The sequence below is a fragment of the Pseudomonas sp. NCIMB 10586 genome (assembly GCF_023127895.1).
In the GTDB taxonomy this organism is placed as follows: Bacteria; Pseudomonadota; Gammaproteobacteria; order Pseudomonadales; family Pseudomonadaceae; genus Aquipseudomonas; species Aquipseudomonas synxantha_A.
Map to the genome: position 1 here is coordinate 496,876 of NZ_SPKQ01000018.1, position 21,240 is coordinate 518,115.

At 60.9% G+C, this 21,240-nt stretch carries 22 protein-coding genes; 14 read left to right on the forward strand and 8 right to left on the reverse strand.

Annotated features, from left to right (window positions below):
* The first annotated feature begins 9 nt into the window (after nucleotides 1–9).
* On the forward strand, nucleotides 10–1,170 hold the full coding sequence (algW, locus tag E4P01_RS10230) for a Do family serine endopeptidase AlgW (RefSeq protein WP_005784639.1): 1,161 nt from the start codon (nucleotides 10–12) through the stop codon (nucleotides 1,168–1,170).
* A gap of 110 nt (nucleotides 1,171–1,280) precedes the next feature.
* Nucleotides 1,281–3,374, forward strand: a complete 2,094-nt coding sequence (locus tag E4P01_RS10235; protein ID WP_216090722.1) for a TonB-dependent siderophore receptor — start codon at nucleotides 1,281–1,283, stop codon at nucleotides 3,372–3,374.
* A gap of 127 nt (nucleotides 3,375–3,501) precedes the next feature.
* Here the strand turns inward: E4P01_RS10235 and hemH are convergent, their stop codons facing one another.
* Together hemH and E4P01_RS10245 are read right to left on the reverse strand one after the other, a co-directional pair.
* Entirely contained in the window at nucleotides 3,502–4,527 is a 1,026-nt protein-coding gene (gene hemH, locus E4P01_RS10240; protein ID WP_005784637.1) for a ferrochelatase, read from the reverse strand.
* A gap of 14 nt (nucleotides 4,528–4,541) precedes the next feature.
* A complete protein-coding gene (locus tag E4P01_RS10245; RefSeq protein ID WP_216090721.1) occupies nucleotides 4,542–5,441 on the reverse strand; it encodes a TIGR01777 family oxidoreductase in 900 nt (299 codons plus the stop codon).
* Between the two features lie 212 nt (nucleotides 5,442–5,653).
* On the opposite strand from E4P01_RS10245, the gene E4P01_RS10250 reads away from it, so the two are divergent.
* The 12 genes from E4P01_RS10250 (at nucleotide 5,654) to E4P01_RS10305 (ending at nucleotide 15,646) form a co-directional block, all read left to right on the forward strand.
* Nucleotides 5,654–6,640 (forward strand): FAD-dependent oxidoreductase, encoded by a 987-nt coding sequence (locus E4P01_RS10250; RefSeq protein ID WP_032877989.1) that lies wholly within the window; start codon nucleotides 5,654–5,656, stop codon nucleotides 6,638–6,640.
* Nucleotides 6,637–6,852, forward strand: a complete 216-nt coding sequence (locus tag E4P01_RS10255) for a TIGR02450 family Trp-rich protein (RefSeq protein WP_005784634.1) — start codon at nucleotides 6,637–6,639, stop codon at nucleotides 6,850–6,852. Before E4P01_RS10250 ends, E4P01_RS10255 begins: the two co-directional genes overlap by 4 nt.
* Nucleotides 6,853–6,964: 112 nt before the next feature.
* Nucleotides 6,965–7,924: a DUF523 and DUF1722 domain-containing protein gene (locus tag E4P01_RS10260; protein ID WP_005784633.1), complete on the forward strand. Its 960-nt coding sequence runs from the start codon at nucleotides 6,965–6,967 to the stop codon at nucleotides 7,922–7,924.
* Nucleotides 7,925–7,927: 3 nt separating this feature from the next.
* A complete protein-coding gene (locus E4P01_RS10265) occupies nucleotides 7,928–8,857 on the forward strand; it encodes a MerR family transcriptional regulator (RefSeq protein ID WP_032877991.1) in 930 nt (309 codons plus the stop codon).
* Nucleotides 8,858–10,300, forward strand: coding sequence for a deoxyribodipyrimidine photo-lyase (gene phrB / locus E4P01_RS10270; protein WP_216090720.1), 1,443 nt, complete (start codon nucleotides 8,858–8,860; stop codon nucleotides 10,298–10,300).
* Entirely contained in the window at nucleotides 10,293–10,715 is a 423-nt protein-coding gene (locus E4P01_RS10275; RefSeq protein WP_032877993.1) for a nuclear transport factor 2 family protein, read from the forward strand. Before phrB ends, E4P01_RS10275 begins: the two co-directional genes overlap by 8 nt.
* A complete protein-coding gene (locus tag E4P01_RS10280; protein WP_216090719.1) occupies nucleotides 10,712–11,494 on the forward strand; it encodes an SDR family NAD(P)-dependent oxidoreductase in 783 nt (260 codons plus the stop codon). The genes E4P01_RS10275 and E4P01_RS10280 overlap by 4 nt, the downstream gene beginning before the upstream one ends.
* Nucleotides 11,491–12,738 carry an FAD-dependent oxidoreductase gene (locus E4P01_RS10285; RefSeq protein WP_216090718.1) on the forward strand — a complete coding sequence of 416 codons (1,248 nt, stop codon included), beginning with the start codon at nucleotides 11,491–11,493 and terminating at the stop codon, nucleotides 12,736–12,738. Before E4P01_RS10280 ends, E4P01_RS10285 begins: the two co-directional genes overlap by 4 nt.
* On the forward strand, nucleotides 12,735–13,544 hold the full coding sequence (locus tag E4P01_RS10290; RefSeq protein WP_032877996.1) for a DUF1365 domain-containing protein: 810 nt from the start codon (nucleotides 12,735–12,737) through the stop codon (nucleotides 13,542–13,544). The genes E4P01_RS10285 and E4P01_RS10290 overlap by 4 nt, the downstream gene beginning before the upstream one ends.
* Nucleotides 13,531–14,802, forward strand: a complete 1,272-nt coding sequence (locus E4P01_RS10295; protein ID WP_078820241.1) for a cyclopropane-fatty-acyl-phospholipid synthase family protein — start codon at nucleotides 13,531–13,533, stop codon at nucleotides 14,800–14,802. The genes E4P01_RS10290 and E4P01_RS10295 overlap by 14 nt, the downstream gene beginning before the upstream one ends.
* The gene (locus tag E4P01_RS10300) at nucleotides 14,795–15,286 is read left to right on the forward strand and encodes a DUF2878 domain-containing protein (RefSeq protein ID WP_078820240.1); all 492 of its coding nucleotides are present in this window, start codon (nucleotides 14,795–14,797) and stop codon (nucleotides 15,284–15,286) included. The genes E4P01_RS10295 and E4P01_RS10300 overlap by 8 nt, the downstream gene beginning before the upstream one ends.
* Before the next feature lie 54 nt (nucleotides 15,287–15,340).
* Nucleotides 15,341–15,646, forward strand: a complete 306-nt coding sequence (locus E4P01_RS10305; protein WP_032803249.1) for a YkgJ family cysteine cluster protein — start codon at nucleotides 15,341–15,343, stop codon at nucleotides 15,644–15,646.
* 137 nt (nucleotides 15,647–15,783) lie between these two features.
* Here E4P01_RS10305 and E4P01_RS10310 read toward each other — a convergent pair whose 3' ends face one another.
* From E4P01_RS10310 to hemA, 6 genes are all read right to left on the reverse strand, one after another.
* A complete protein-coding gene (locus E4P01_RS10310; RefSeq protein WP_005784623.1) occupies nucleotides 15,784–16,302 on the reverse strand; it encodes an acyloxyacyl hydrolase in 519 nt (172 codons plus the stop codon).
* A 110-nt stretch (nucleotides 16,303–16,412) separates the two neighbouring features.
* On the reverse strand, nucleotides 16,413–17,207 hold the full coding sequence (gene murI, locus E4P01_RS10315; protein WP_078820239.1) for a glutamate racemase: 795 nt from the start codon (nucleotides 17,205–17,207) through the stop codon (nucleotides 16,413–16,415).
* Nucleotides 17,200–17,955 (reverse strand): molybdopterin-synthase adenylyltransferase MoeB, encoded by a 756-nt coding sequence (locus tag E4P01_RS10320; RefSeq protein ID WP_216090717.1) that lies wholly within the window; start codon nucleotides 17,953–17,955, stop codon nucleotides 17,200–17,202. Before E4P01_RS10320 ends, murI begins: the two co-directional genes overlap by 8 nt.
* Nucleotides 17,949–18,779, reverse strand: a complete 831-nt coding sequence (prmC, locus tag E4P01_RS10325) for a peptide chain release factor N(5)-glutamine methyltransferase (protein WP_216090716.1) — start codon at nucleotides 18,777–18,779, stop codon at nucleotides 17,949–17,951. The genes E4P01_RS10320 and prmC overlap by 7 nt, the downstream gene beginning before the upstream one ends.
* Nucleotides 18,780–19,862, reverse strand: coding sequence for a peptide chain release factor 1 (prfA, locus tag E4P01_RS10330; RefSeq protein ID WP_032878002.1), 1,083 nt, complete (start codon nucleotides 19,860–19,862; stop codon nucleotides 18,780–18,782).
* On the reverse strand, nucleotides 19,859–21,148 hold the full coding sequence (gene hemA, locus E4P01_RS10335; protein WP_032878003.1) for a glutamyl-tRNA reductase: 1,290 nt from the start codon (nucleotides 21,146–21,148) through the stop codon (nucleotides 19,859–19,861). The genes prfA and hemA overlap by 4 nt, the downstream gene beginning before the upstream one ends.
* Between the last annotated feature and the right edge of the window lie 92 nt (nucleotides 21,149–21,240).

Below are 21,240 nucleotides of genomic sequence, written 5' to 3' on the forward strand. Positions count from 1 at the left end.
ACTTACTTGATGCTCAAGGCACTGCGTTTTTTTGGATGGCCATTGTTGGCTGGCGTGCTGATCGCGATGCTGATTATTCAGCGTTATCCCCAATGGGTGGGCCTGCCTACCCTGGATGTGAACCTGCAACAAGCACCGCAAACCAACACGGTGGTGCAGGGCCCGGTCACCTATGCCGACGCGGTCACCATTGCGGCCCCTGCGGTGGTCAACCTGTACACCACCAAGGTCATCAACAAACCGGCGCACCCGCTGTTCGAGGACCCGCAGTTTCGCCGCTATTTCGGTGACAACGGCCCCAAGCAGCGCCGCATGGAGTCGAGCCTGGGTTCCGGGGTAATCATGAGCCCCGAAGGCTACATCCTCACCAATAATCACGTGACTACCGGCGCCGACCAGATCGTGGTCGCCCTGCGTGATGGCCGCGAAACCCTGGCCCGTGTGGTGGGCAGCGACCCGGAAACCGACCTCGCAGTACTGAAAATCGATTTGAAGAACCTGCCATCGATCACCCTCGGTCGCTCCGACGGGTTGCGCGTGGGTGATGTAGCACTGGCGATCGGCAACCCGTTCGGCGTGGGCCAGACGGTCACCATGGGCATCATCAGCGCCACCGGGCGCAACCAGTTGGGCCTTAATAGCTACGAAGATTTCATCCAGACCGACGCAGCCATCAACCCGGGCAATTCCGGCGGTGCGCTGGTGGATGCCAATGGCAACCTGACCGGCATCAACACGGCGATTTTCTCCAAGTCCGGCGGCTCCCAAGGCATCGGTTTTGCGATCCCGGTGAAGCTGGCGATGGAAGTGATGAAGTCGATCATCGAACACGGCCAGGTCATTCGCGGCTGGCTGGGCATTGAAGTGCAACCCTTGACCAAGGAACTGGCCGAGTCGTTTGGCCTGACCGGACGCCCAGGCATCGTGGTCGCCGGGATCTTCCGCGATGGCCCGGCGCAGAAAGCCGGCCTGGAGTTGGGCGATGTAATCCTCAGCATCGACGGTGCACCGGCCGGTGATGGCCGCAAGTCGATGAACCAGGTGGCGCGGATAAAGCCGACCGACAAGGTGGCGATCCTGGTCATGCGTAACGGCAAGGAGATCAAGCTCTCGGCGGAAATCGGCCTGCGTCCGCCACCGGCGACCGCACCGATAAAAGAAGAGCAGTAGCCGATACGCCCAAGTGCCCGTCCGCGGGCACATGCAAGGCCACTTTTGCGGCGACTCATTCTCATTGGGCATGTTATATTGTTTCAATATCGCTATTGGAACGCTCTATCATGCCGTCTCGAAAGTTTGTGCCCTTGGCCGGCCTGGCCTTGGGTTTGCTGCTCGACCCTGCCTACGCCGAAGAAAACACCCTGGAACTGGACACCATCAGCGTAACCTCCGAGGCGTATGAGTCCGCCACAGGCCCGGTCCAAGGCTATCGCGCCACCCGCTCTGCCAGTGCCACCAAAACGGATACCGCCCTTCGCGACATACCGCAATCGATCAGCGTGATCCCCGCCACGGTGCTCAAGGACCTGGGCAGTACCAGCGTGGAGCGCGCCCTGGAATTTGCCGGCGGCGTATCCAAGCAAAACAACTTCGGTGGCCTGACCCTCTACGAATACAGCGTGCGCGGCTTCACCACGTCTGAGTTCTACCAGGACGGTTTCAGCGCCAACCGCGGTTACCCCAGTACGCCGGACGCGGCAAATATCGAACGTATTGAAGTTCTCAAAGGCCCCGCCGCCAGCTTGTATGGGCGTGGCGATCCTGGCGGCACGGTGAACATCATCACCAAGAAACCCCAGCCCGAAGCGTTCACCACCTTGCAAACCAGTGCTGGTAGTTGGGACCGCTACCGCACTGCGCTGGATGTGAATACGCCGCTGGACAGCGAGGGGCGCGTCTTGTCACGGGTGAATCTGGCGGTTGAAGACAAGCACAGTTTCCGCGATCACGTGGACGCTAAACGAGTGTTCGTCGCGCCGTCGTTCAGTTGGCAGTTGACCCCGGACACTCAGTTGCTGGTCGAAAGCGAATTCGTGCGCCACAGCTCCACCTTCGACCGGGGCATCGTCGCCGATACTGGCATGTCCCATTCCACCTTTCTCGGCGAGCCCAACGACGGCAATATCCGCAACCACAACAACCGCATCCAGGCCGCGCTGGAACACCACCTCAACGACGCCTGGAAGCTGCGCCTGGCCAGCCACTACAAGCAGGGCAGCCTGTGGGGCGATGCGTCGGAAAGCCGTGCATTGAAAGGGGATGGCCACACCCTCAGCCGTCGCTACCGTGAACGCTCCACCGGTTGGCATGACAGCATCACCCAGTTGGAACTGCGCGGCCTGTTCGATATCGGCAGCTGGCAGCATGAACTGCTGATCGGCACCGAATACGAGGATTACCGTAAAAAGGAACGCGTGACGGCGATTGGCGGTGACTACCCTATCGACATCTATAAACCGGTCTACGGCCAGGCCAAACCCAATGGCGCACGCTCCGGCACCGACTTCTTCGAACAGACCAAAAGCCACGCGCTGAACCTGCAAGACCAGATCATCTTCACCGACCGCCTGCGAGGCATGATCGGTGCGCGCTTCGAGCACTTCGAACAGAGCACCGAGAACTTCGCCCGCAACCACGCCAAAAGCCGCCAGACCCACGACGCCCTGACCCAACGCGCCGGCCTGCTCTATCAGCTCACACCACAAGTCGGGGTATTTGCCAACGCATCCACCTCGTTCAGGCCAAACAGCGGCCTGGATGCCGGCGGCAAATCCTTCAAGCCAGAAGAAGGCGTGGGCTATGAGGTGGGTATCAAGAGCGAGCTGTTTGACGAGCGCCTCAGCGCGACGCTCGCGGCCTTCCATATCGAAAAGGAAAACGTCCTCACCCTGGACCCGGCAACCAACACCGACCGCGCCATTGGCAAGGCGCGCAGCCAGGGGTTTGACCTGCAGGTGACCGGGCAAGTGACCGACGCCATACGCGTGATTGGCGCACTGGCCTATATCGACGCCGAAGTGACCAAGGGCGACAAAGCCATCCCCACGGGCAGTCGCATTCTCGGGGTCGCCAAGCGCAGCGGCAGTCTGTTGGGCGTTTATGAATTCCAGGATGGGGCGTTGCGCGGTTCAGACCTGGGGGCGGCGTTTACTTATGTGGGTGACCGTTCCGGCGAGGCGGGCACAGGCTTCGAACTGCCGGCCTACCACACCGTGGATTTACTGGCCCACTACAAGGCCACGAAGAATGTCACCGTGGGGCTGAACCTGAATAACCTGTTCGATGAGAAGTACTACGAGCGCTCCTACAGCCGCTATTGGACCAACCCCGGTGAACCGCGCAACCTCACCGTCAGCCTGACCCTCAATCTCTGACGAGCATGGAACTGAATGTGGGAGGGGGCTTGCTCCCGATAGCAGAGTATCAGGCAGTATATCTGTCACTGATCCACCGCCATCGGGAGCAAGCCCCCTCCCACATTTGAGTCACCGCAAGGCTTGACTACAAGGCAACGGGCGCTCGTTCGCACAGGGTATTGAGCGCCGCCGCCCATTGCGGGTCATCATTCAAGCACGGCACCAACACCAACTCCTCGCCCCCCGCCTCGCGGAACTGCTCCCGCCCGCGATCACCAATTTCTTCCAGGGTCTCGATGCAGTCGGCGACAAACGCCGGGCACATCACGAGCAGCTTCTTCACGCCCTGCTGGGCCAGCGCCTCCAGGCGGGCCTCGGTGTAGGGCTCGATCCACTTGGCCCGGCCAAGGCGCGATTGAAACGCCACCGACCACTTGCCATCGGGCAAACCGGCACGCGCGGCAAAATCCCGGGCGACGCTGAAGCATTGGGCGCGATAGCAGGTGGCGAGCACCTCTGGCGATGCGTTCTTGCAGCAGTCGGCATCCTTGAAGCAATGCCCGCCGGTAGGGTCGAGCTTTTTCAGATGGCGCTCGGGCAGACCATGGAAACTGAGCAGCAAGTGATCGAAATCCTGCTCCAGGTAAGTGCGTGCGCTGGTTACCAGAGCATCGAGGTACTCGGGCTGGTCGTAAAAAGGCTGCAGGATCGAAAACTGGATAGCGAGTTTCTTGTCGCGCACCACGCGCCTGGCTTCTTCTATCACCGTGGTCACGGTGCTGTCGGCAAATTGCGGATACAGCGGCGCCAGTGTCACCTTGCCGATACCCTGGGCGGCCAGCCGTGTCAGGGCGGTTTCCAGCGACGGCTCGCCATAACGCATTGCCAGTTCCACAGGGCCCTGGGTCCACTGCGCAGTCATCTGCTGTTGCAGACGACGGCTCAAGACCACCAACGGCGAGCCCTCATCCCACCAGATCGACGCATAAGCATGGGCAGACTGCTCAGGGCGCTTGATCAGGATCAGCGACACCAGCAAACGCCGCACCGGCCATGGCAGGTCGATCACATAAGGGTCCATCAGGAACTGATTGAGGTAGCTGCGCACATCAGCCACCGAAGTGGACTTTGGCGAACCCAGGTTGACCAGTAACAACGCGTGATCGGTCATGCAACATCCTATCTTTAGAGGCGGCTGGACAGGTCGTCCAGAGCCGCACGCAACTCAGTGAACTGGAAAGTGAAACCCGCCGCCAGCAGCCGTTCAGGCAAGGCCTTCTGCCCGCCCAGCAACAAACCAGACAATTCGCCCAGGCCAACCTTCAGTGCAAACGCCGGCATCGGCATGAACGCCGGGCGGTGCAACACCTGGCCGAGGGTCTTGGCAAACTCGCGATTACGCACCGGGTGTGGCGCGCAGGCATTATAAGGACCGCTGGCGTCAGTCTTGTGCAGAAGAAAATCAATCAGGGCGATTTGATCCTTGATATGCACCCATGGCATCCACTGCCGACCGTTACCGATCGGCCCGCCCAGCGCCAGTTTGAAGGGCAGCAACAGGCGCGACAAAAAGCCGCCCTGCGCCGACAGCACCAGGCCGGTGCGCACCAGCACCACGCGAACGCCCAGGGCTTCGGCACGTTGGGCGGTTTCTTCCCAGGCAATACACAACTGGCTGGGAAAATCGTCCAGCACCGGCCCGCTGGCTTCGGTCAATTCGCGCTCGCCGCCGTCGCCATACCAGCCCACTGCGGAGCCGGAGATCAGTACCGCCGGTTTCTGCTCCAGGCTGTCGATCCAGGCCAGCAGGGTTTCGGTGAGGTTGATGCGGCTGCTCCACAGCAATGCCTTGCGCTTGTGGGTCCAGGGCCGGTCAGCGATGGGTGTACCCGCAAGGTTGACCACCGCGTCCACCGCGCCAATCACCTCTTGCAGGCGAGCCACCCCAAGCACCTGTGCGCCGCAGACCCTGGCGACCGTTTCCGGTTGCCGGCTCCACACCGTCAGGCGATGACCCTGGGCGAGCCAGTGTTGGCAAAGTTGACGGCCAATCAGGCCGGTACCGCCGGTCAGCAAAATATGCATGGGACTCTCCTCATGTAACGTTCGCCGCCGCTCACTGGTCTATTTTATAAGCAGGGATCAATTTGATAATCGAGCGTGACGCGCGTTCAAGCCTGAGCTTAACCATAGGTCACGCCACACAATCAGGCACGCCAAAACTTATACCAAAAAACAATATTGTACAGCTATTGGTGTCGGCGTAGTCTGTACCCAACGGTAAAACGAGGCCTCCCATGACTGTCCCCATCGCGATCATCGGCACCGGCATAGCCGGTCTCTCCGCCGCCCGAGCGTTAAAAGACGCGGGCCACACCGTACAACTCTTCGATAAAAGCCGCGGCAGCGGTGGCCGCATGTCCAGCAAGCGCAGCGATGCCGGCGCGCTGGACATGGGCGCGCAATACTTCACCGCCCGCGACCGGCGCTTCGTCAACGAAGTGCAGCGCTGGCAAAGCAATGGCTGGGCCGAACAGTGGAAGCCCCAGCTGTACAACTTCAAGTCCGGCCAACTGACGCCTTCCCCCGATGAACAGATCCGCTGGGTCGGTACACCGCGCATGAGCGCGATCACCCGCGCACTGCTCGATGACCTGCCGGTGGAGTTCGGTTGCCGCATCACCGAGGTGTTCCAGGGCACACAGCACTGGAACCTGCTCGACGCCGACGGTGAGAGTCACGGCCCCTTCAGCCATGTGATCATCGCCACACCGGCCCCTCAGGCCACTGCCCTGCTGGCCGCTGCCCCCAAGCTGGCAAGTGCCGCCGCCGGGGTGAAAATGGACCCGACCTGGGCCATTGCGCTGGCCTTCGACAAGCCCCTGGATACACCGATGGAGGGCTGCTTCGTGCAAGACAGCCCCCTTGACTGGCTGGCGCGCAACCGCAGCAAACCCGGGCGCGACACCACCCTCGACACCTGGGTGCTGCACGCCACCAGCGCCTGGAGCAAGGCGCACCTGGACCTGCCCAAGGAAGCGGTAATCGAGCACTTGCACGGCGCCTTCGCCGAACTGCTGCACAGCGCCATGCCCGCGCCGTCATTCAGCCTGGCACACCGCTGGCTCTACGCTCGCCCGTCGGGCAGCCATGAGTTCGGCGTACTGGCCGATGCCGACCTGGGCCTGTTCGTCTGCGGCGACTGGTGCCTTTCGGGCCGGGTGGAAGGCGCCTGGCTCAGTGGCCAGGAAGCGGCACGACGCTTGATCGCACACCTGCAATGAACCGCCTCAACCCCAGCAAGCTGCTGCTGTCGAAATGGACGGCAGCACAGCCACGCAACAAGGAAAAACACTTTTTGGTCACCGAGTTGTTTCGTGATGACGAAGGCACGGTGCTGGAAATCGAGCTGCAAGCGGTGCTGACCCACCGTGCCGAACGCCTGCCATGGCAGACCCTGCAAAACGCCGAGTGCTGGAAAATCGGCTGGAAGTAACACTGCAAAAAAACCTATACAAACTATTTGACTTGTACAACATCGAATCTATGATGAGACGTAGTTGTACAAACTTTATAAGTTGTACAGGATTATTGCAGAGGTTTTGGGTATGTCGAGTAGTACAAAACCGAAGATCGCCATCAGCGCCTGCCTCCTTGGCGAAAACGTGCGCTTTAACGGTGGGCATAAACAGTCGCTGCTGTGCACCCAGACACTCAGCGACTACTTCGACTTCGTGCCGTTGTGCCCGGAAGTTGCCATCGGCATGGGCATCCCCCGCGAGCCAATCCGGCTGGTAGGCGACCCTGCGCAGCCGCAAGCCGTTGGCACGGTAAACCGTGAACTCAACGTCACGCAGCCACTGCACGACTACGGCCAGCAAATGGCCCAGGCACACACCGACCTGTGCGGTTATATCTTCATGCAGAAGTCGCCATCGTGCGGCCTGGAGCGGGTCAAGGTGTACCGCGCCAACGGCACGCCCGTTGACGGTGGCGGCCGCGGCATTTACGCCCAGGCGTTTTGTGCGCGCCACCCTAACCTGCCGGTAGAAGAAGACGGCCGGCTGAACGACCCTGTGTTGCGGGAAAACTTCCTGACCCGCGTATTCGTGTATGCCAGCTGGCAACAACTGCTGGCCGAGGGGCTCACCCGCCACGGCTTGCTGACGTTTCACTCGCGCTACAAGTACCTGCTGATGGCCCACAGCCCGGCGCATTACAAAAGCCTGGGCCATTTGCTCGGCAGCATGGGCAAGGACGTCGATCTCCAGGCTCTGGCCCACGGCTACTTCGGCGAGCTGATGACGGGCCTGAAGAAGTGCGCCACCCGCGGCACACACAGCAATGTGCTGCAACACATCAGCGGCTACCTCAAGCAAGTCATCAGCGCCGATGACAAACAGGAAATGCAAACCGTGATCGGCCAGTACCGTCAAGGCATCGTGCCGCTGGTAGTGCCACTCACCCTGCTCAAGCATCACTTTCGCCAACATCCGGACCGTTACATCGCGCAGCAGGCCTACCTGCAACCGCACCCGGAAAACCTCAGCCTGCGTAATGCGATATAACCCATGAAAGCTGCCCTGCTTGACGAACCCGGCGAAGACATTGCCCTGGCCATTGAAAACGGCTGGTTGCCAATCCGCGAAGTGGCGCGCCAGACCGGCGTCAACGCCGTGACCCTGCGCGCCTGGGAGCGCCGCTACGGCCTAATCGTGCCCCAGCGCACGCCCAAGGGGCACCGGCTGTTCAGTGCCGAACATGTACAACGCATCCACGCCATCCTCACCTGGCTCAATCGAGGCGTGCCGGTCAGTCAGGTCAAAGGCTTGATCGACTCAGCCCAGGCCAGCCCCGCGCCCATGGAAAACGAGTGGCACGCCCTGCGCCAGCATTTGGTGGATGCCATCAGCGAACTGGCCGAACGCCGGGTCGATGACGCCTTCAACCAGGCCATGGCGCTCTACCCGCCACGCACCTTGTGCGAGCAATTGATGCTGCCGCTGCTCAAGGAGCTGGAACAACGGTGGCAGGGCCAGTTCGGCGCGCAGATGGAGCGGGCGTTTTTCCTGTCGTGGCTGCGCAGCAAGTTCGGCGCGCGGATTTATCACAACAATCGCCAACTCCACGGCGCGCCGCTGCTGCTGGTCAACCATTCCGACTTACCGCTGGAACCGCACCTGTGGCTCAGCGCCTGGCTGGCGAGCAGCGCCGACTGCCCGGTGGAAGTATTCGATTGGCCGCTGCCTGCCGGCGAACTGGCCCTGGCGGTGGAACACCTGCAACCACGCGCCGTGCTGTTGTATTCGAGCAAGACCCTCCATTTGTCGACACTGACAAAACTATTGGGCGACGTCAGTTGCCCAATAGTGATTGCCGGCCCGACGGTGCGCATTCACAACGCCGAGTTGTCCGTACTCACCCGCGACATCCCTGAGTTGTTCATGGCGCAAGACCCGTTGTCGGCCCACCAATTATTGATCCAGCGTGGAATCGTCTAAATGCATCTGATCTGGCTGCGCACCGACTTGCGCCTGCACGACAACACGGCCCTTGCTGCTGCGTGCCAGCGTGGCCCCGTCGCGGCCATTTACCTGATCACTCCCCAGCAGTGGCTGGCCCACGATGACGCGCCGTGCAAAATCGATTTCTGGCTGCGCAACCTGCAGCACTTGAGCCAGGCGCTGGGCGAACTGAACATCCCTTTATTGATCCGCTACGCCGCGACCTGGGACCAGGCGCCCGCTGCACTGAGCGAACTGTGCCGGGAACTGTCGGTGGAGTCTGTGCACGTCAACGAGGAATACGGCATCCACGAGAGCCAGCGTGATGCTGGCGTGGCAGAGACGCTGCAAACGCAGGGAATCGCGTTTCACAGCTACCTGGACCAACTGTTTTTCCAACCCGGTAGCGTACTGACCAAGACCGGCACCTATTTCCAAGTGTTCAGCCAGTTTCGCAAGGTTTGCTACAACCGCCTGCACAGCGCCCTGCCGCGCCAGGTGGCAACGCCGAAAGCTCAGGCCAGGCTCGACGTGAAAAGCGATCCGGTGCCGACCACGGTCGACGGTTTCGAGTCGCCCAGCGAAACCTTGCGCGCCCTGTGGCCAGCCGGTGAAGACGAGGCGCGCCGCCGCCTCGACGCCTTCACCGACGAGCAGATCAGCTATTACAAGGACGAGCGCGACTTCCCAGCCAAACCCGGTACCAGCCAGCTTTCGGCCTACCTCGCCGCCGGTGTGGTTTCGCCGCGCCAGTGCTTGCACGCTGCGCTGCAAACCAATCAGGGCGAGTTCGAGAGCGGCGACATCGGCGCCATCACCTGGATCAACGAGCTGCTATGGCGCGAGTTCTATAAACACATTCTGGTCGGCTACCCACGGGTGTCCCGCCACCGCGCCTTTCGCCCGGAAACCGAAGCGCTGGCCTGGCGCAATGCCCCCGAAGACCTCACGGCCTGGCAACAGGCGCGCACGGGTTTGCCGATCATCGACGCGGCCATGCGCCAATTGCTGGAGACCGGCTGGATGCACAACCGCCTGCGCATGGTGGTGGCGATGTTCCTGACCAAGAACCTGCTGATCGACTGGCGCGAAGGCGAGCGCTTTTTTATGCGCCACCTGATCGACGGTGACCTGGCGGCCAATAATGGCGGTTGGCAGTGGAGCTCATCGACCGGTACCGACTCGGCACCGTACTTCCGGATTTTCAGCCCGTTGAGCCAATCGGAGAAATTCGACGGCGACGGCATTTTCATCAAGCGCTGGCTGCCGGAACTGGCCACGCTGAATAAAAAAGAAGTGCATCACCCGGCAGCGGCTGGCGGTTTGTTTGGCGTGGCGGATTACCCCTGCGCCATCGTCGACCTCAAAGCCTCTCGGGAACGCGCATTGGCTGCCTTTCGCCGCCTGCCTTCACGTCAGGAGATGGCCGATCATGAGTGACTTCCTGCGCCGCTTCGCCGAAGCCTTCACTACGCTGGACAAGCACAACCTGCACCTGCTTGGCAGTTTGTACAGTGATGACATTGTATTTGCCGACCCGCTGCATGAAGTCCATGGGCTGCCCGAACTGCAGCGTTATTTCGCTCAGCTATACAGCAACGTCAGCCAACTGGATTTCGAGTTTCAGGGTATCGACCAGACGGCCGAAGGCGAAGGCTACCTGCGCTGGATCATGAGTTTTCGTCATCCGCGCCTGGCCGCAGGCAAGATGATCCGGGTAGAGGGCTGTTCCCACTTGATGTGGCGCGACAAGGTCTACCGGCATCGCGATTACTTCGATGCGGGCGCACTGCTTTATGAACATGTGCCGATTCTCGGCCGCGTCATCAGTTGGCTGAAAAGGAGAATGGGATGAGCCTTGCATCGCCCCGCCGTTATTGGCTGACCGGCGCCAGCAGTGGCATCGGCGCCGCATTGGCCGTAGAACTGCTCAACAGTGGCGCCCATGTGGCCCTCAGTTCCCGCACCAAAGGCCCGCTGGAAGCACTCGCCCATCGTTATCCGGGGCAAGTGCTGGTGGTGGCCGGCGACCTGACCAACAGCCAGACCGTGCGCGAGATCGGTGAACACATCGCCCAGGTCTGGGGTGAGTTGGACACGGTGATCCTCAATGCCGGCACCTGTGAATATGTCGACGCCCGGCAATTTGACGCTTCGATCATCGAACATGTGGTGCGTACCAATCTGTTGGCCAGCAGTTATTGCATCGAGGCCGCGCTGCCGCTGTTGCGCGCCGGGCGTACCCCGCACCTGGTGGGCGTGGCCAGCGCCGTGACTTACCTGCCGATGCCACGCGCCGAAGCCTATGGCGCATCCAAGGCCGGCCTGCGTTACCTGTTCGAGTCCCTGCGCATCAGCCTGTCACCGGAAAACATCGACGTCACCGTGATCAGCCCAGGCTTTGTTGACACACCGCTGACCGAACGCAATGACTTCCCGATGCCCCTGAGCTGGTCCGCCGACAAGGCGGCGCGGCACATCTTTGCGAAACTGGAGAAACGCCCGCTGGAAATTGCCTTCCCGGCCATGTTCATTGCCACCCTGTGGCCGCTGTCGAAGTTGCCTAACCGCGCGCAATTGATCATCGGCAAGCGCATGTTGCGCAGCCCGCCACCGAAAAAGGACATTCCGTGAAGATCGCCATTGTCGGCAGCGGTATCGCCGGGCTGACCAGCGCCTACCTGCTCAGCCGCCGCCACGACATCACGGTGTTCGAAGCGGGCGACCGCATCGGCGGGCACACGCACACAGTCCACGTTACCGTAGAGGGCGAACGCTATGCCGTGGACACCGGCTTTATTGTGTTCAACGACTGGACCTACCCCAACTTCATCCAGTTGCTGGGCCAGATCGGCGTGACGTTCAAACCCACCGAAATGAGCTTTTCGGTGTGTGACCAAAGCAGCGGGTTCGAGTACAACGGCAACAACCTCAACAGCTTGTTTGCCCAACGCCGCAATATTCTGTCGCCCGGGTTCTGGGGCATGTTGCGCGATATCCTGCGCTTCAACCGCCAAGCGCCTTTGGACCTGCAAGAGCAGCGTATCAGTGCCGAGATGACCCTCGGTGACTACCTCGCAGCCGGCGGTTACGGCCAAAGGTTTATCCGCCACTACATCGTGCCAATGGGGGCTGCGATATGGTCAATGTCCCTTTCGGACATGCTCGGTTTCCCACTGCAATTCTTCGTGCGCTTCTTCAAGAACCACGGCTTGTTGTCGGTCAACAACCGGCCGCAATGGTGCGTGATCGAAGGCGGTTCAAGCAGCTACATCGAACCGCTGACCCGCAGTTTTCGCGAGCGTGTGCGCCTCGGTTGCCCTGTGCATAAAGTGCAACGCACCGACGATGGAGTGGTTATCCACAGCCCGTACGGCAGCGAAACCTTCGACCGGGTGGTATTGGCCTGCCACAGTGATCAGGCCCTGGCATTGCTTGATGACCCGAGCCAGGCCGAACAAGAGATCCTCGGCGCCCTGCGCTACGCCGACAACGACGTAGTGCTGCACACCGACACGCGCTTGCTGCCTGACCGCGAGCTGGCCTGGGCCAGTTGGAATTACCGGCTGACCGGCCACTCGCAGAATCAGGCCGCCGTCACCTACGACATGAACATCCTGCAGGGCATCGACAGCGACACCACGTTTTGTGTCAGCCTCAACCAGACGCAAGTGATCAACCCGTTGAAGATCCTCGCGCGCTACACCTACGCCCATCCGCAGTACAGCCTGGCCGCCGTGGCCGCTCAAGCACGCTGGGAAGAATTGCACGGCACCCGCAACACCTTCTACTGCGGCGCGTACTGGGCCAACGGCTTCCACGAAGACGGCGTGGTCAGTGCCCTGCGCGTGGCCCAGGCGTTCGGGGAAAGCCTGTGAACAGCGCCCTGTATAGCGGCTGGATCGCCCATCGCCGGTTTACGCCCAGGGCCCACGCTTTTCGCTACCGCATCGGCCTGCTGTATCTGGACCTCAGCGAACAGGATGCAGTACTCGGGCTTTCACCCCTGGCCGGCACTGGTCGCCTGGCGCCTTTCGGCTTTCGCCAGCAGGATTACCTGCGTGAACTCACGCGCCACGGCATGAGTTTGAGCGATGCCGTGCGCCACGAAGTCGGCAAAGCTCTGGGGCGAACACCCCAGGGCGCTATCTGCCTGCTGACCCAGGCCCGCAGTTGGGGCCTGGCGTTTAACCCGGTGAGTTTCTTCTACTGCTTCGAGGCCGACGGGCAGTTGGCCGCGATTCTGTGTGAAGTGACCAACACGCCATGGCGCGAGCGCTATCACTACGTGCTGCCGGCCCAGCCCCTCGACGCCGATGAGCATCAGCACTTCGCCGTGGCCAAGGGGTTCCATGTGTCGCCCTTCTTACCGCGCGACCTGGAATATCGCATGAGTTTCAGCCCTCCATCTGCCCGGCTCGGCGTGCACATGGCCGACTGGCAGGGCACGCAAAAGGTTTTCGACGCCACCTTGAGCCTGGAAAAACACTCACTCAGCCGCGCAAGCCTGCATCAATATTTGTGGCGTTTCCCCTGGATGACCGCCAAGACCTGCCTGGCAATCTACTGGCAAGCCTTGCGCCTGCTGCTCAAGCGCACACCGATTTTTTCCCACCGGGCCGCCGATGGCGCCTCTCGCACCGCAGTCGGGTACACCAAGGATCGCCGCCATGAAACACCCTAGTTTATCGGTCAAGGCTAACCGCCTGAACGTCAATGGCATGACCGCTGCGCTGTTGCGCAAGGCGGTGCTGCGCCAGCTCAGCCAACTGCGTCACGGCCAGTTGGTGGTGATCGAAGACGGCGAGCGACAAGTGTTCGGCGCGCGGGAAGCGCACCTGTTAGGCGAAATTCAGATTCTCGACTCGGCGGTATGGGGCCTGGTGGCCGCCAATGGTTCGATCGGCGCCGGCGAGGCGTTTATCCATGGTTACTGGACCAGTCCCGACCTCACCGCCGTGGTCCGGGTGATGGTCAGCAACCTGGAAGTGCTCGACGCCATGGAAGGTGGCCTGGCACGCATGGCCCGCCCGTTCACCCAAGGCCTGCACTGGCTCAACCGCAACACACGCAAGGGCTCGCAGAAAAACATCGCCGCCCATTACGACCTGGGCAACGACCTGTTCGAAGAGTTTCTCGACCCGACCATGATGTACTCGGCGGGGCAGTTTTTGACACCCGATGACAGCCTGGAACAAGCGCAACTGAACAAGCTGGAGCGCATCTGCCAGAAACTGGCGCTCAAGCCCAGCGACCATCTGCTGGAAATCGGCACCGGCTGGGGCAGCATGGCGTTGTATGCGGCGCAGCATTACGGCTGCAAGGTCACCACCACGACCCTGTCCAAGGAGCAATTCGCCTACACCGAAAAACGCATCCAGACGCAGGGCCTGCAAGATCAAGTGACCTTGCTGCTCAGCGATTACCGCGACCTCACCGGCGAGTATGACAAGCTGGTGTCGATCGAGATGATCGAAGCGGTGGGCCATCGGTTCCTGCCGACCTATTTCAAACAATGTGCGCACTTGCTCAAGCCCAACGGCCTGATGCTGCTGCAAGCCATCACCATTCGCGAACAGCGCTTTGAGCAGGCCAAGCGCAGCGTCGACTTCATCCAGCGCTACATTTTCCCCGGTGGCGCCCTGCCCTGTGTACAGAACATGCTGCACATCGTCAGCCGCGACACCGACATGAACCTGCTGCACATGGAGGACTTCGGCCTGCACTACGCCCGTACCCTGCGCCTGTGGCATGAAAACTTCCGCCGCGCCCATGGCCGTCTCATGGAATTGGGCTACGACGAATATTTCCTGCGTTTGTGGGAGTTCTACCTGTGCTATTGCGAAGGCGGGTTTATGGAACGCACCATTGGTACCGCACAACTGCTGCTGGCCAAACCCGCGGCGATCAACCCGCCATTGCTTGGGCGCTTCAGTGCTTAAAACCCTGGCCAATGCCGCGCTGTTCCAATGCGGCTGGTTTGCCTGCGTACTCGGCGGCGACAGCCCATGGCTGCTGGTGGGTTTGGCGGCACTGGGCGTGCATCTGCTGTGGATAAGTTCGCCGGCGGATGACGGCATGCTCGTGCTCAACGTGACACTGGCGGGCACACTGCTGGACACGCTGTTGCGCACCCTGGGCGTTTTCCACTTCAGCGAGCCTGGGCCGTTGATTCCATTCTGGTTGATCGTACTGTGGGCGCTGCTGGCCACGACCCTGCGCCATTGCCTGGCCTGGAGTGCACGGCCCTGGTGGCTGGCCGGCCTGTTGGGCGCAGTGGGTGGGCCTTTGTCTTATTACGCCGGCAGCCAATTGGCCGGTGTGGGTTTTGGCTACGGCACGGCAGCCACTCTGACCGGTCTGGCGTTGTTATGGGCCATGCTGTTCCCCTTGCTGCACGGGCTCGCGCGCAAGCTAGAACACTGACGCTTGTCCGAGCATTCATACACGTTTAACGCACTTGCCTTACACTGCGCGGCTATGACCAACATCCCCCATATCCAAATCACTGAACCGGCCGTCACCTGCTCGACGTGCGCGGCCTGCTGCTGTCAGCTGGAAGTCATGCTGATCACCGACACCGGCGTGCCGCAGCGCTTTATCGATACCGATGAGTGGGGCGGCGAAGTGATGCTGCGCCTGGACGACGGCTGGTGCGCGGCACTGGATCGAGACACGATGATGTGCACGATCTATGCGCTTCGACCGCTGATTTGCCGGGAGTTCGAGATGGGAGCGCCGGAGTGTCTTGAAGAGCGAGAAGGCATCGCGACGGTCTACCGCTGATCCTGCAATGAGCAAAGATCTAAATGTGGAAGCGGGCTTGCTCGCGAAGGCGGTGGGTCAGTCTATGCATGTGCTAGCTGATACACCGCTTTCGCGAGCAAGCCCGCTCCCACAGGGGGGGCTTCGTTGTTGTTGAATTACAACGGCATGGTGTAGTGCAACGAGTAGCTCTCTACCCCATCGTTATTGCTGCTGATGCCGGCGTTGGAATAGTGCGTGGCGCGAATACCCACTTCATGCCCACCGGTAAACCGCAGGCCGAAACCCAGGCGGTCTTCGAACTGAAAGGCTTGGCCGATGTTGTTGTCTTCCAGCCGAGTGCGGGAGAACACCGCCACGCCGATACCGGCTTCGATGTAGGGCTTGACTGACTGGCCGGCAAACTCATACACAAACACCGGCGAGAACGACAGGCTGCTGGCACCTGCACGGTCATCACCTTCCCAATACGTGTAGGCGCCGCTCCAGTAGCCGGTCAGACGGCCAACATCGCTTTGCATCCAGCTTTTATCCCAATCCGAAGTCAGGCCCAGTCGATAGGTCAACGTCGAATCACTGGTACTCCCCAACCCGAACTCCAGGCCGGCGGCCTGGGCTGAAACAGAGTGTCCCAACACAGCGGCCGCAATCGCAGCCAAACAGAACAAGCGCTTCATAAGAAACATCCTTCCAAACGAAGTTATATAGTTTTAAACAGGCTAACTGGCTATAGAAGCTGACGTAGAGCCGGAAGTTCAGCTTTTATCAGCACCATTTCACGAAATTTTCACGAGCCAAAGCTTCGCACAACTCCGGGATGTTTCCAAAGTGTCGGTAGGATATTTCTTAGGTGGGTCAGATCGCCGCTGGTCCAGAACTGTGCAGTGTCGGGATTGCCAGCTGCCAGCAGGTCGCGCCCATCCAGCAAGCGCTTGAGCTGGCGCGCCACGGCGGCGCCGGTGTCGATCAGGATAATGCTGGGGGGCAGCATCTGCGCCAGGAGCGGCTTGAGGAAGGGATAGTGGGTGCAACCCAGGATGATGGTGTCGCAACCGGCGCTGAGCAGTGGCTCGATATAGCCCTGCAACAGTATGTGCAAAGCCGGGCTGTTCAGGTCGCCGGCTTCAATCAGCTCCACCAGGCCCGGACAGGGTTGGGTCACCACTCGTACATCAGTGGCGAAGCGGTCGAGCAAGGCCGCGAATTTGGCGCTTTGCAGCGTGCCGGTGGTGGCGAGCACACCCACCACGCCGCTGCGGGTAGCGGCAGCAGCGGGCTTGACCGCAGGCTCCATGCCGACCAAGAGCCAATCTGGGTAGTCCTGGCGCAAATCGGCAACGGCGGCGACCGTTGCGGTGTTACACGCGATCACAAATGCCTTGGCACCGCGCTCGCGGAAAAACTCGGCGACGGTTCGAGAACGCTCAAGGATGAAAGTGGGCGTTTTCTCTCCATAGGGGATATGCCCGCAGTCGGCCACATACAGCAGCGATTCATGGGGCAATAACTGCTGGATTTCCTCCAGCACCGTCAGGCCGCCGACGCCGGAGTCGAACACACCGATGGGCGCGCCCTTAACCATGCCGGGTTCCACACACGCTGCAACCCGGGTCGCGCTTGACGCGCAATTCGCGAAAACGCGTGGTCAAGGCGTCGATCAGCAACAGGCGACCCACCAGCGGCTCACCGAAACCTGCCAGCAGCTTCAAGGCTTCCAGCGCTTGCAGGCTACCGACCAGCCCCACCAACGGCCCGACCACACCGGCTTCGCTGCAGGTCAGTTCGGTGTCGCTGCCGTGCCCGTATAAACAGTGGTAGCACGGGCTGTCGGCGCGACGCGGGTCGAACACCGACAATTGCCCCTCAAGGCGAATGGCCGCGCCACTGATCAATGGCTTGCCCACCACGACGCAGGCCGCATTCACCGCTTCGCGGGTAGAGAAGTTGTCGCTGCAATCGAGCACCACATCCACCGCGCCGATTGCAGAGACCAGCGAGTCAGCATCCAGCGCCACGCGATGGGCGGTCAGGGTGATTTCAGGGTTGAGCGCGTTCAGGCGACGCATGGCCGAATCAACCTTGGTCTGCCCTACGCTGTGGGTGTCATGGATGATCTGGCGTTGCAGGTTGGTCAAATCGACCGTGTCAAAATCCGCCAGGTGCAGCTCACCTACACCGGCAGCGGCGAGGTAGAGCGCAACCGGAGCGCCCAGGCCACCGAGGCCGACGATCAACGCGCGGCTCTGTTTCAGGCGCAACTGCCCTTCGATGTCGACATGCTGCAACAGAATCTGCCGGCTATAACGCAACAGCTCCTGATCGGTCAGCACGGTCGGTGCCCCAGGGTGATACGTTCGTGACCGCCAAGATCGATACGACTGTGTACGCCTTCAAAACCCTGGCTCAACAACAAGTCACGCACAGCCAAGGCCTGGTCGTAGCCGTGCTCAAGCAACAGCCAGCCGCCAGCATTCAGATAGGCAGGTGATTCATTGATGATCAGGCGCAAATCGTCCAGGCCATCAGGCCCGGCCACCAGGGCGCTCGCCGGCTCAAACCGTACATCCCCCGCCACCAGATGCGGATCGTTGTCGGCAATGTAGGGCGGGTTGCTGATGATCAAGTCAAAGCGATCGCCTTGCAGGGCGCTGAACCAATGGCTGTTCAGCACCGTCGCGTTATTGAGGTGCAGACGCTGGCGGTTGCGCTCGGCCAGGGCCACCGCTTCGAGCACGCGATCAACGGCGGTGACTTGCCAGGCCGGGCGTTCGCTGGCCAACGCCAAGGCAATGGCGCCACTGCCGGTGCCCAGGTCCAGGACTTTGGCCGGGGTAGCAGGCAGCAGTTCCAGAGCGGCTTCCACCAGCAATTCGGTTTCCGGACGCGGAATCAGCGTGTGCGGCGCGACTTCCAGATCCAGCTTCCAGAAGCCTTGCTGGCCGAGGATATAGGCCACCGGCTCGCCGCTGCGGCGGCGCTGCAGGTAGTCGGCAAAGGTCAGGGCGTCTTCGCTGCTGACGATCTTTTCCGGCCAGGTGTGCAGGTAGCTGCGGGACTTGCCCAGGGCGGCGGCCAGCAGCAGTTCCACATCCAGGCGCGCGGTGGGCGAATCGGGCAGGTCGGCCGCGCGCAGCAGGCTGGCTATGATGGTCATTTATTCACCTATCGCGGCCAGTTGATCGGCCTGATATTCGGCGAGCAACGGCTCGATTACCGCATCCACGCCACCAGCGAGAATCTCGTCCAGGGAATAAAGGGTGAGATTGACACGATGGTCGGTCACCCGGCCTTGGGCAAAGTTGTAAGTTCGGATGCGCTCGGAGCGATCGCCCGAGCCCACCAGCAGCTTACGCTCGCTGGCAATCGCGTTGGCGGCGGCGCTGGTTTGCTGGTCGTTCAATTTGGCCGACAGCCAGGACATGGCCCGCGCCCGGTTCTTGTGCTGGGAACGTTCTTCCTGGCATTCCACCACGATGCCCGACGGCAAGTGGGTAATCCGAATCGCCGAGTCGGTCTTGTTGACGTGCTGGCCACCGGCGCCCGACGAGCGGTAGGTGTCGACGCGCAAGTCCGCGGGGTTGATCTCGATGGCTTCCTGCTCGTCCGGCTCAGGCAACACCGCCACGGTGCACGCCGAGGTATGGATACGGCCCTGGGACTCAGTCGCAGGGACACGCTGCACACGGTGGGCGCCGGATTCGAACTTCAGCTTGCCGTAGACGTTGTCACCTTCGACCCGAGCAATGACTTCTTTATAGCCACCGTGTTCACCTTCGTTCTCGGACAGGATCTCGACCCGCCAGCCGCGTCGTTCGGCGTAGCGCGAATACATGCGGAACAGGTCGCCGGAGAAAATCGCCGCCTCGTCGCCACCGGTACCGGCGCGGATTTCGAGGAACACGTTGCGCCCGTCGTTGGGGTCCTTGGGCAGCAACATGCGTTGCAGGTCGCCTTCCAGTTCGGCGAGTTTTTCCTTGGCCTCGCGGACTTCTTCCACGGCCATTTCACGCATGTCCGGGTCATTGTCCTTGAGCAGCGCCTGAGCGCCTTCGAGGTCGGCCTGCACTTTGGTGAGATGTTTGTAGGTGGCTACAATCGGCTCAACTTCGGCGTACTCCTTGGAATAAGCGCGAAACTTGGCCTGATCAGAAATGACCTCGCCGTCGCCGAGCAAGGCGGTCAGTTCTTCGAAACGGTCCTGGAGCACGTCCAGTTTATTGAGCAGTGACGCTTTCATTGCGGTTTTTTATCCGAAGAGCTGTCTGACGCGCCCTCACCGAGGGCAAAGAGTTCCTGAGCCATGGCCAGCGCATCGAGGCGGCCTTCGGCGGTAAGCTTTTTCAACTGAACGCTGGGTGCATGGAGCAGTTTGTTGGTCAGGCCACGGGCCAATTGCATCAGCACCTCTTCGGCGCTGCTGCCGTTGGCGAGCAGACGCTGGGCCTTGAGCAACTCTTCATCACGCAGGCGTTCGCCCTGCTGACGATACGCCTTGAGCACATCCACCGCCGCCAATTCACGCAGGCGCACCATGAAATCTTCAGCACCGGTGCTGACCATCTCCTCAGCGGCCTGGGCGGCACCCTGGCGGCTCTTGAGGTTCTCGGCGACCACTTCATGCAGATCGTCGACGCTATAGAGGTAAACGTCGTCCAACTCGCCGACTTCGGGTTCGATATCCCGGGGAACGGCGATATCCACCATGAAGATCGGCTTGTGCTTGCGCAGTTTCAACGCGCTCTCGACCGCACCTTTGCCGAGGATCGGCAACTGACTGGCGGTGGAGCTGATAACGATATCACTGCGTACCAGTTCAGCCGGAATGTCTGACAACAGCACGGCATGGGCACCGAACTGTTCGGCGAGGATACTCGCCCGTTCGAGCGTGCGGTTGGCGACAACGATGCGCTTCACGCCTAAATCGTGCAGGTGCCGGGCTACCAGGGTAATGGTTTCACCGGCACCTATCAGCAGCGCCTGGCTGCGCTGCAAGTCGCTGAAAATCTGCTTGGCCAGGCTGACAGCGGCAAAGGCCACCGACACCGGGTTTTCGCCGATAGCCGTGTCGGTACGCACCTGCTTGGCCGAATTGAAGGTGGCCTGGAACAGGCGCCCCAGCAGCGGGCCGACCGTGCCGGCCTCACGCGCTACGGCATAGGCAGACTTCATCTGGCCAAGAATTTGCGGTTCGCCCAACACCAGCGAGTCGAGACCGGCCGCCACACGCATCATGTGACGAACTGCCGCATCCTCTTCATGCACATAGGCACTGGCGCGCAGGTCATCGAGGCTCAAATGGTGATAATCGGCCAGCCAGCGCAGTACCACATCCGCTGAAAGATGTTCCTGCTCTATATAGAGCTCGCTGCGATTGCAGGTCGAAAGGATCGCAGCTTCGCGGCTGTCGGTGAGCCGGCAGAGCTGCTGCAAGGCCTCAACCAACTGCTCTGGCGTAAACGCCACGCGCTCGCGCACGTCTACGGAGGCAGTCTTGTGGTTAATACCGAGTGCGAGGAAGGCCATTCAATATCGCTGATGATGTCGGGAAGCCGACAATTGTCCTACTTCGAAAGATCCAGAACAACCACCGTCGTCTATTGTCCTAATGCGTTATG

Excerpts from the sequence above, each read along its gene's own strand:
- algW (WP_005784639.1), top strand. The coding sequence starts at position 10 with ATGCTCAAGGCACTGCGTTTTTTTGGATGGCCATTGTTGGCTGGCGTG.
- E4P01_RS10235 (WP_216090722.1), top strand. The coding sequence starts at position 1,281 with ATGCCGTCTCGAAAGTTTGTGCCCTTGGCCGGCCTGGCCTTGGGTTTG.
- hemH (WP_005784637.1), bottom strand. The coding sequence starts at position 4,527 with ATGACCGATCACGCGTTGTTACTGGTCAACCTGGGTTCGCCAAAGTCC.
- E4P01_RS10245 (WP_216090721.1), bottom strand. The coding sequence starts at position 5,441 with ATGCATATTTTGCTGACCGGCGGTACCGGCCTGATTGGCCGTCAACTT.
- E4P01_RS10250 (WP_032877989.1), top strand. The coding sequence starts at position 5,654 with ATGACTGTCCCCATCGCGATCATCGGCACCGGCATAGCCGGTCTCTCC.
- E4P01_RS10255 (WP_005784634.1), top strand. The coding sequence starts at position 6,637 with ATGAACCGCCTCAACCCCAGCAAGCTGCTGCTGTCGAAATGGACGGCA.
- E4P01_RS10260 (WP_005784633.1), top strand. The coding sequence starts at position 6,965 with ATGTCGAGTAGTACAAAACCGAAGATCGCCATCAGCGCCTGCCTCCTT.
- E4P01_RS10265 (WP_032877991.1), top strand. The coding sequence starts at position 7,928 with ATGAAAGCTGCCCTGCTTGACGAACCCGGCGAAGACATTGCCCTGGCC.
- phrB (WP_216090720.1), top strand. The coding sequence starts at position 8,858 with ATGCATCTGATCTGGCTGCGCACCGACTTGCGCCTGCACGACAACACG.
- E4P01_RS10275 (WP_032877993.1), top strand. The coding sequence starts at position 10,293 with ATGAGTGACTTCCTGCGCCGCTTCGCCGAAGCCTTCACTACGCTGGAC.
- E4P01_RS10280 (WP_216090719.1), top strand. The coding sequence starts at position 10,712 with ATGAGCCTTGCATCGCCCCGCCGTTATTGGCTGACCGGCGCCAGCAGT.
- E4P01_RS10295 (WP_078820241.1), top strand. The coding sequence starts at position 13,531 with ATGAAACACCCTAGTTTATCGGTCAAGGCTAACCGCCTGAACGTCAAT.
- E4P01_RS10305 (WP_032803249.1), top strand. The coding sequence starts at position 15,341 with ATGACCAACATCCCCCATATCCAAATCACTGAACCGGCCGTCACCTGC.
- E4P01_RS10310 (WP_005784623.1), bottom strand. The coding sequence starts at position 16,302 with ATGAAGCGCTTGTTCTGTTTGGCTGCGATTGCGGCCGCTGTGTTGGGA.
- murI (WP_078820239.1), bottom strand. The coding sequence starts at position 17,207 with ATGGTTAAGGGCGCGCCCATCGGTGTGTTCGACTCCGGCGTCGGCGGC.
- prmC (WP_216090716.1), bottom strand. The coding sequence starts at position 18,779 with ATGACCATCATAGCCAGCCTGCTGCGCGCGGCCGACCTGCCCGATTCG.
- prfA (WP_032878002.1), bottom strand. The coding sequence starts at position 19,862 with ATGAAAGCGTCACTGCTCAATAAACTGGACGTGCTCCAGGACCGTTTC.
- hemA (WP_032878003.1), bottom strand. The coding sequence starts at position 21,148 with ATGGCCTTCCTCGCACTCGGTATTAACCACAAGACTGCCTCCGTAGAC.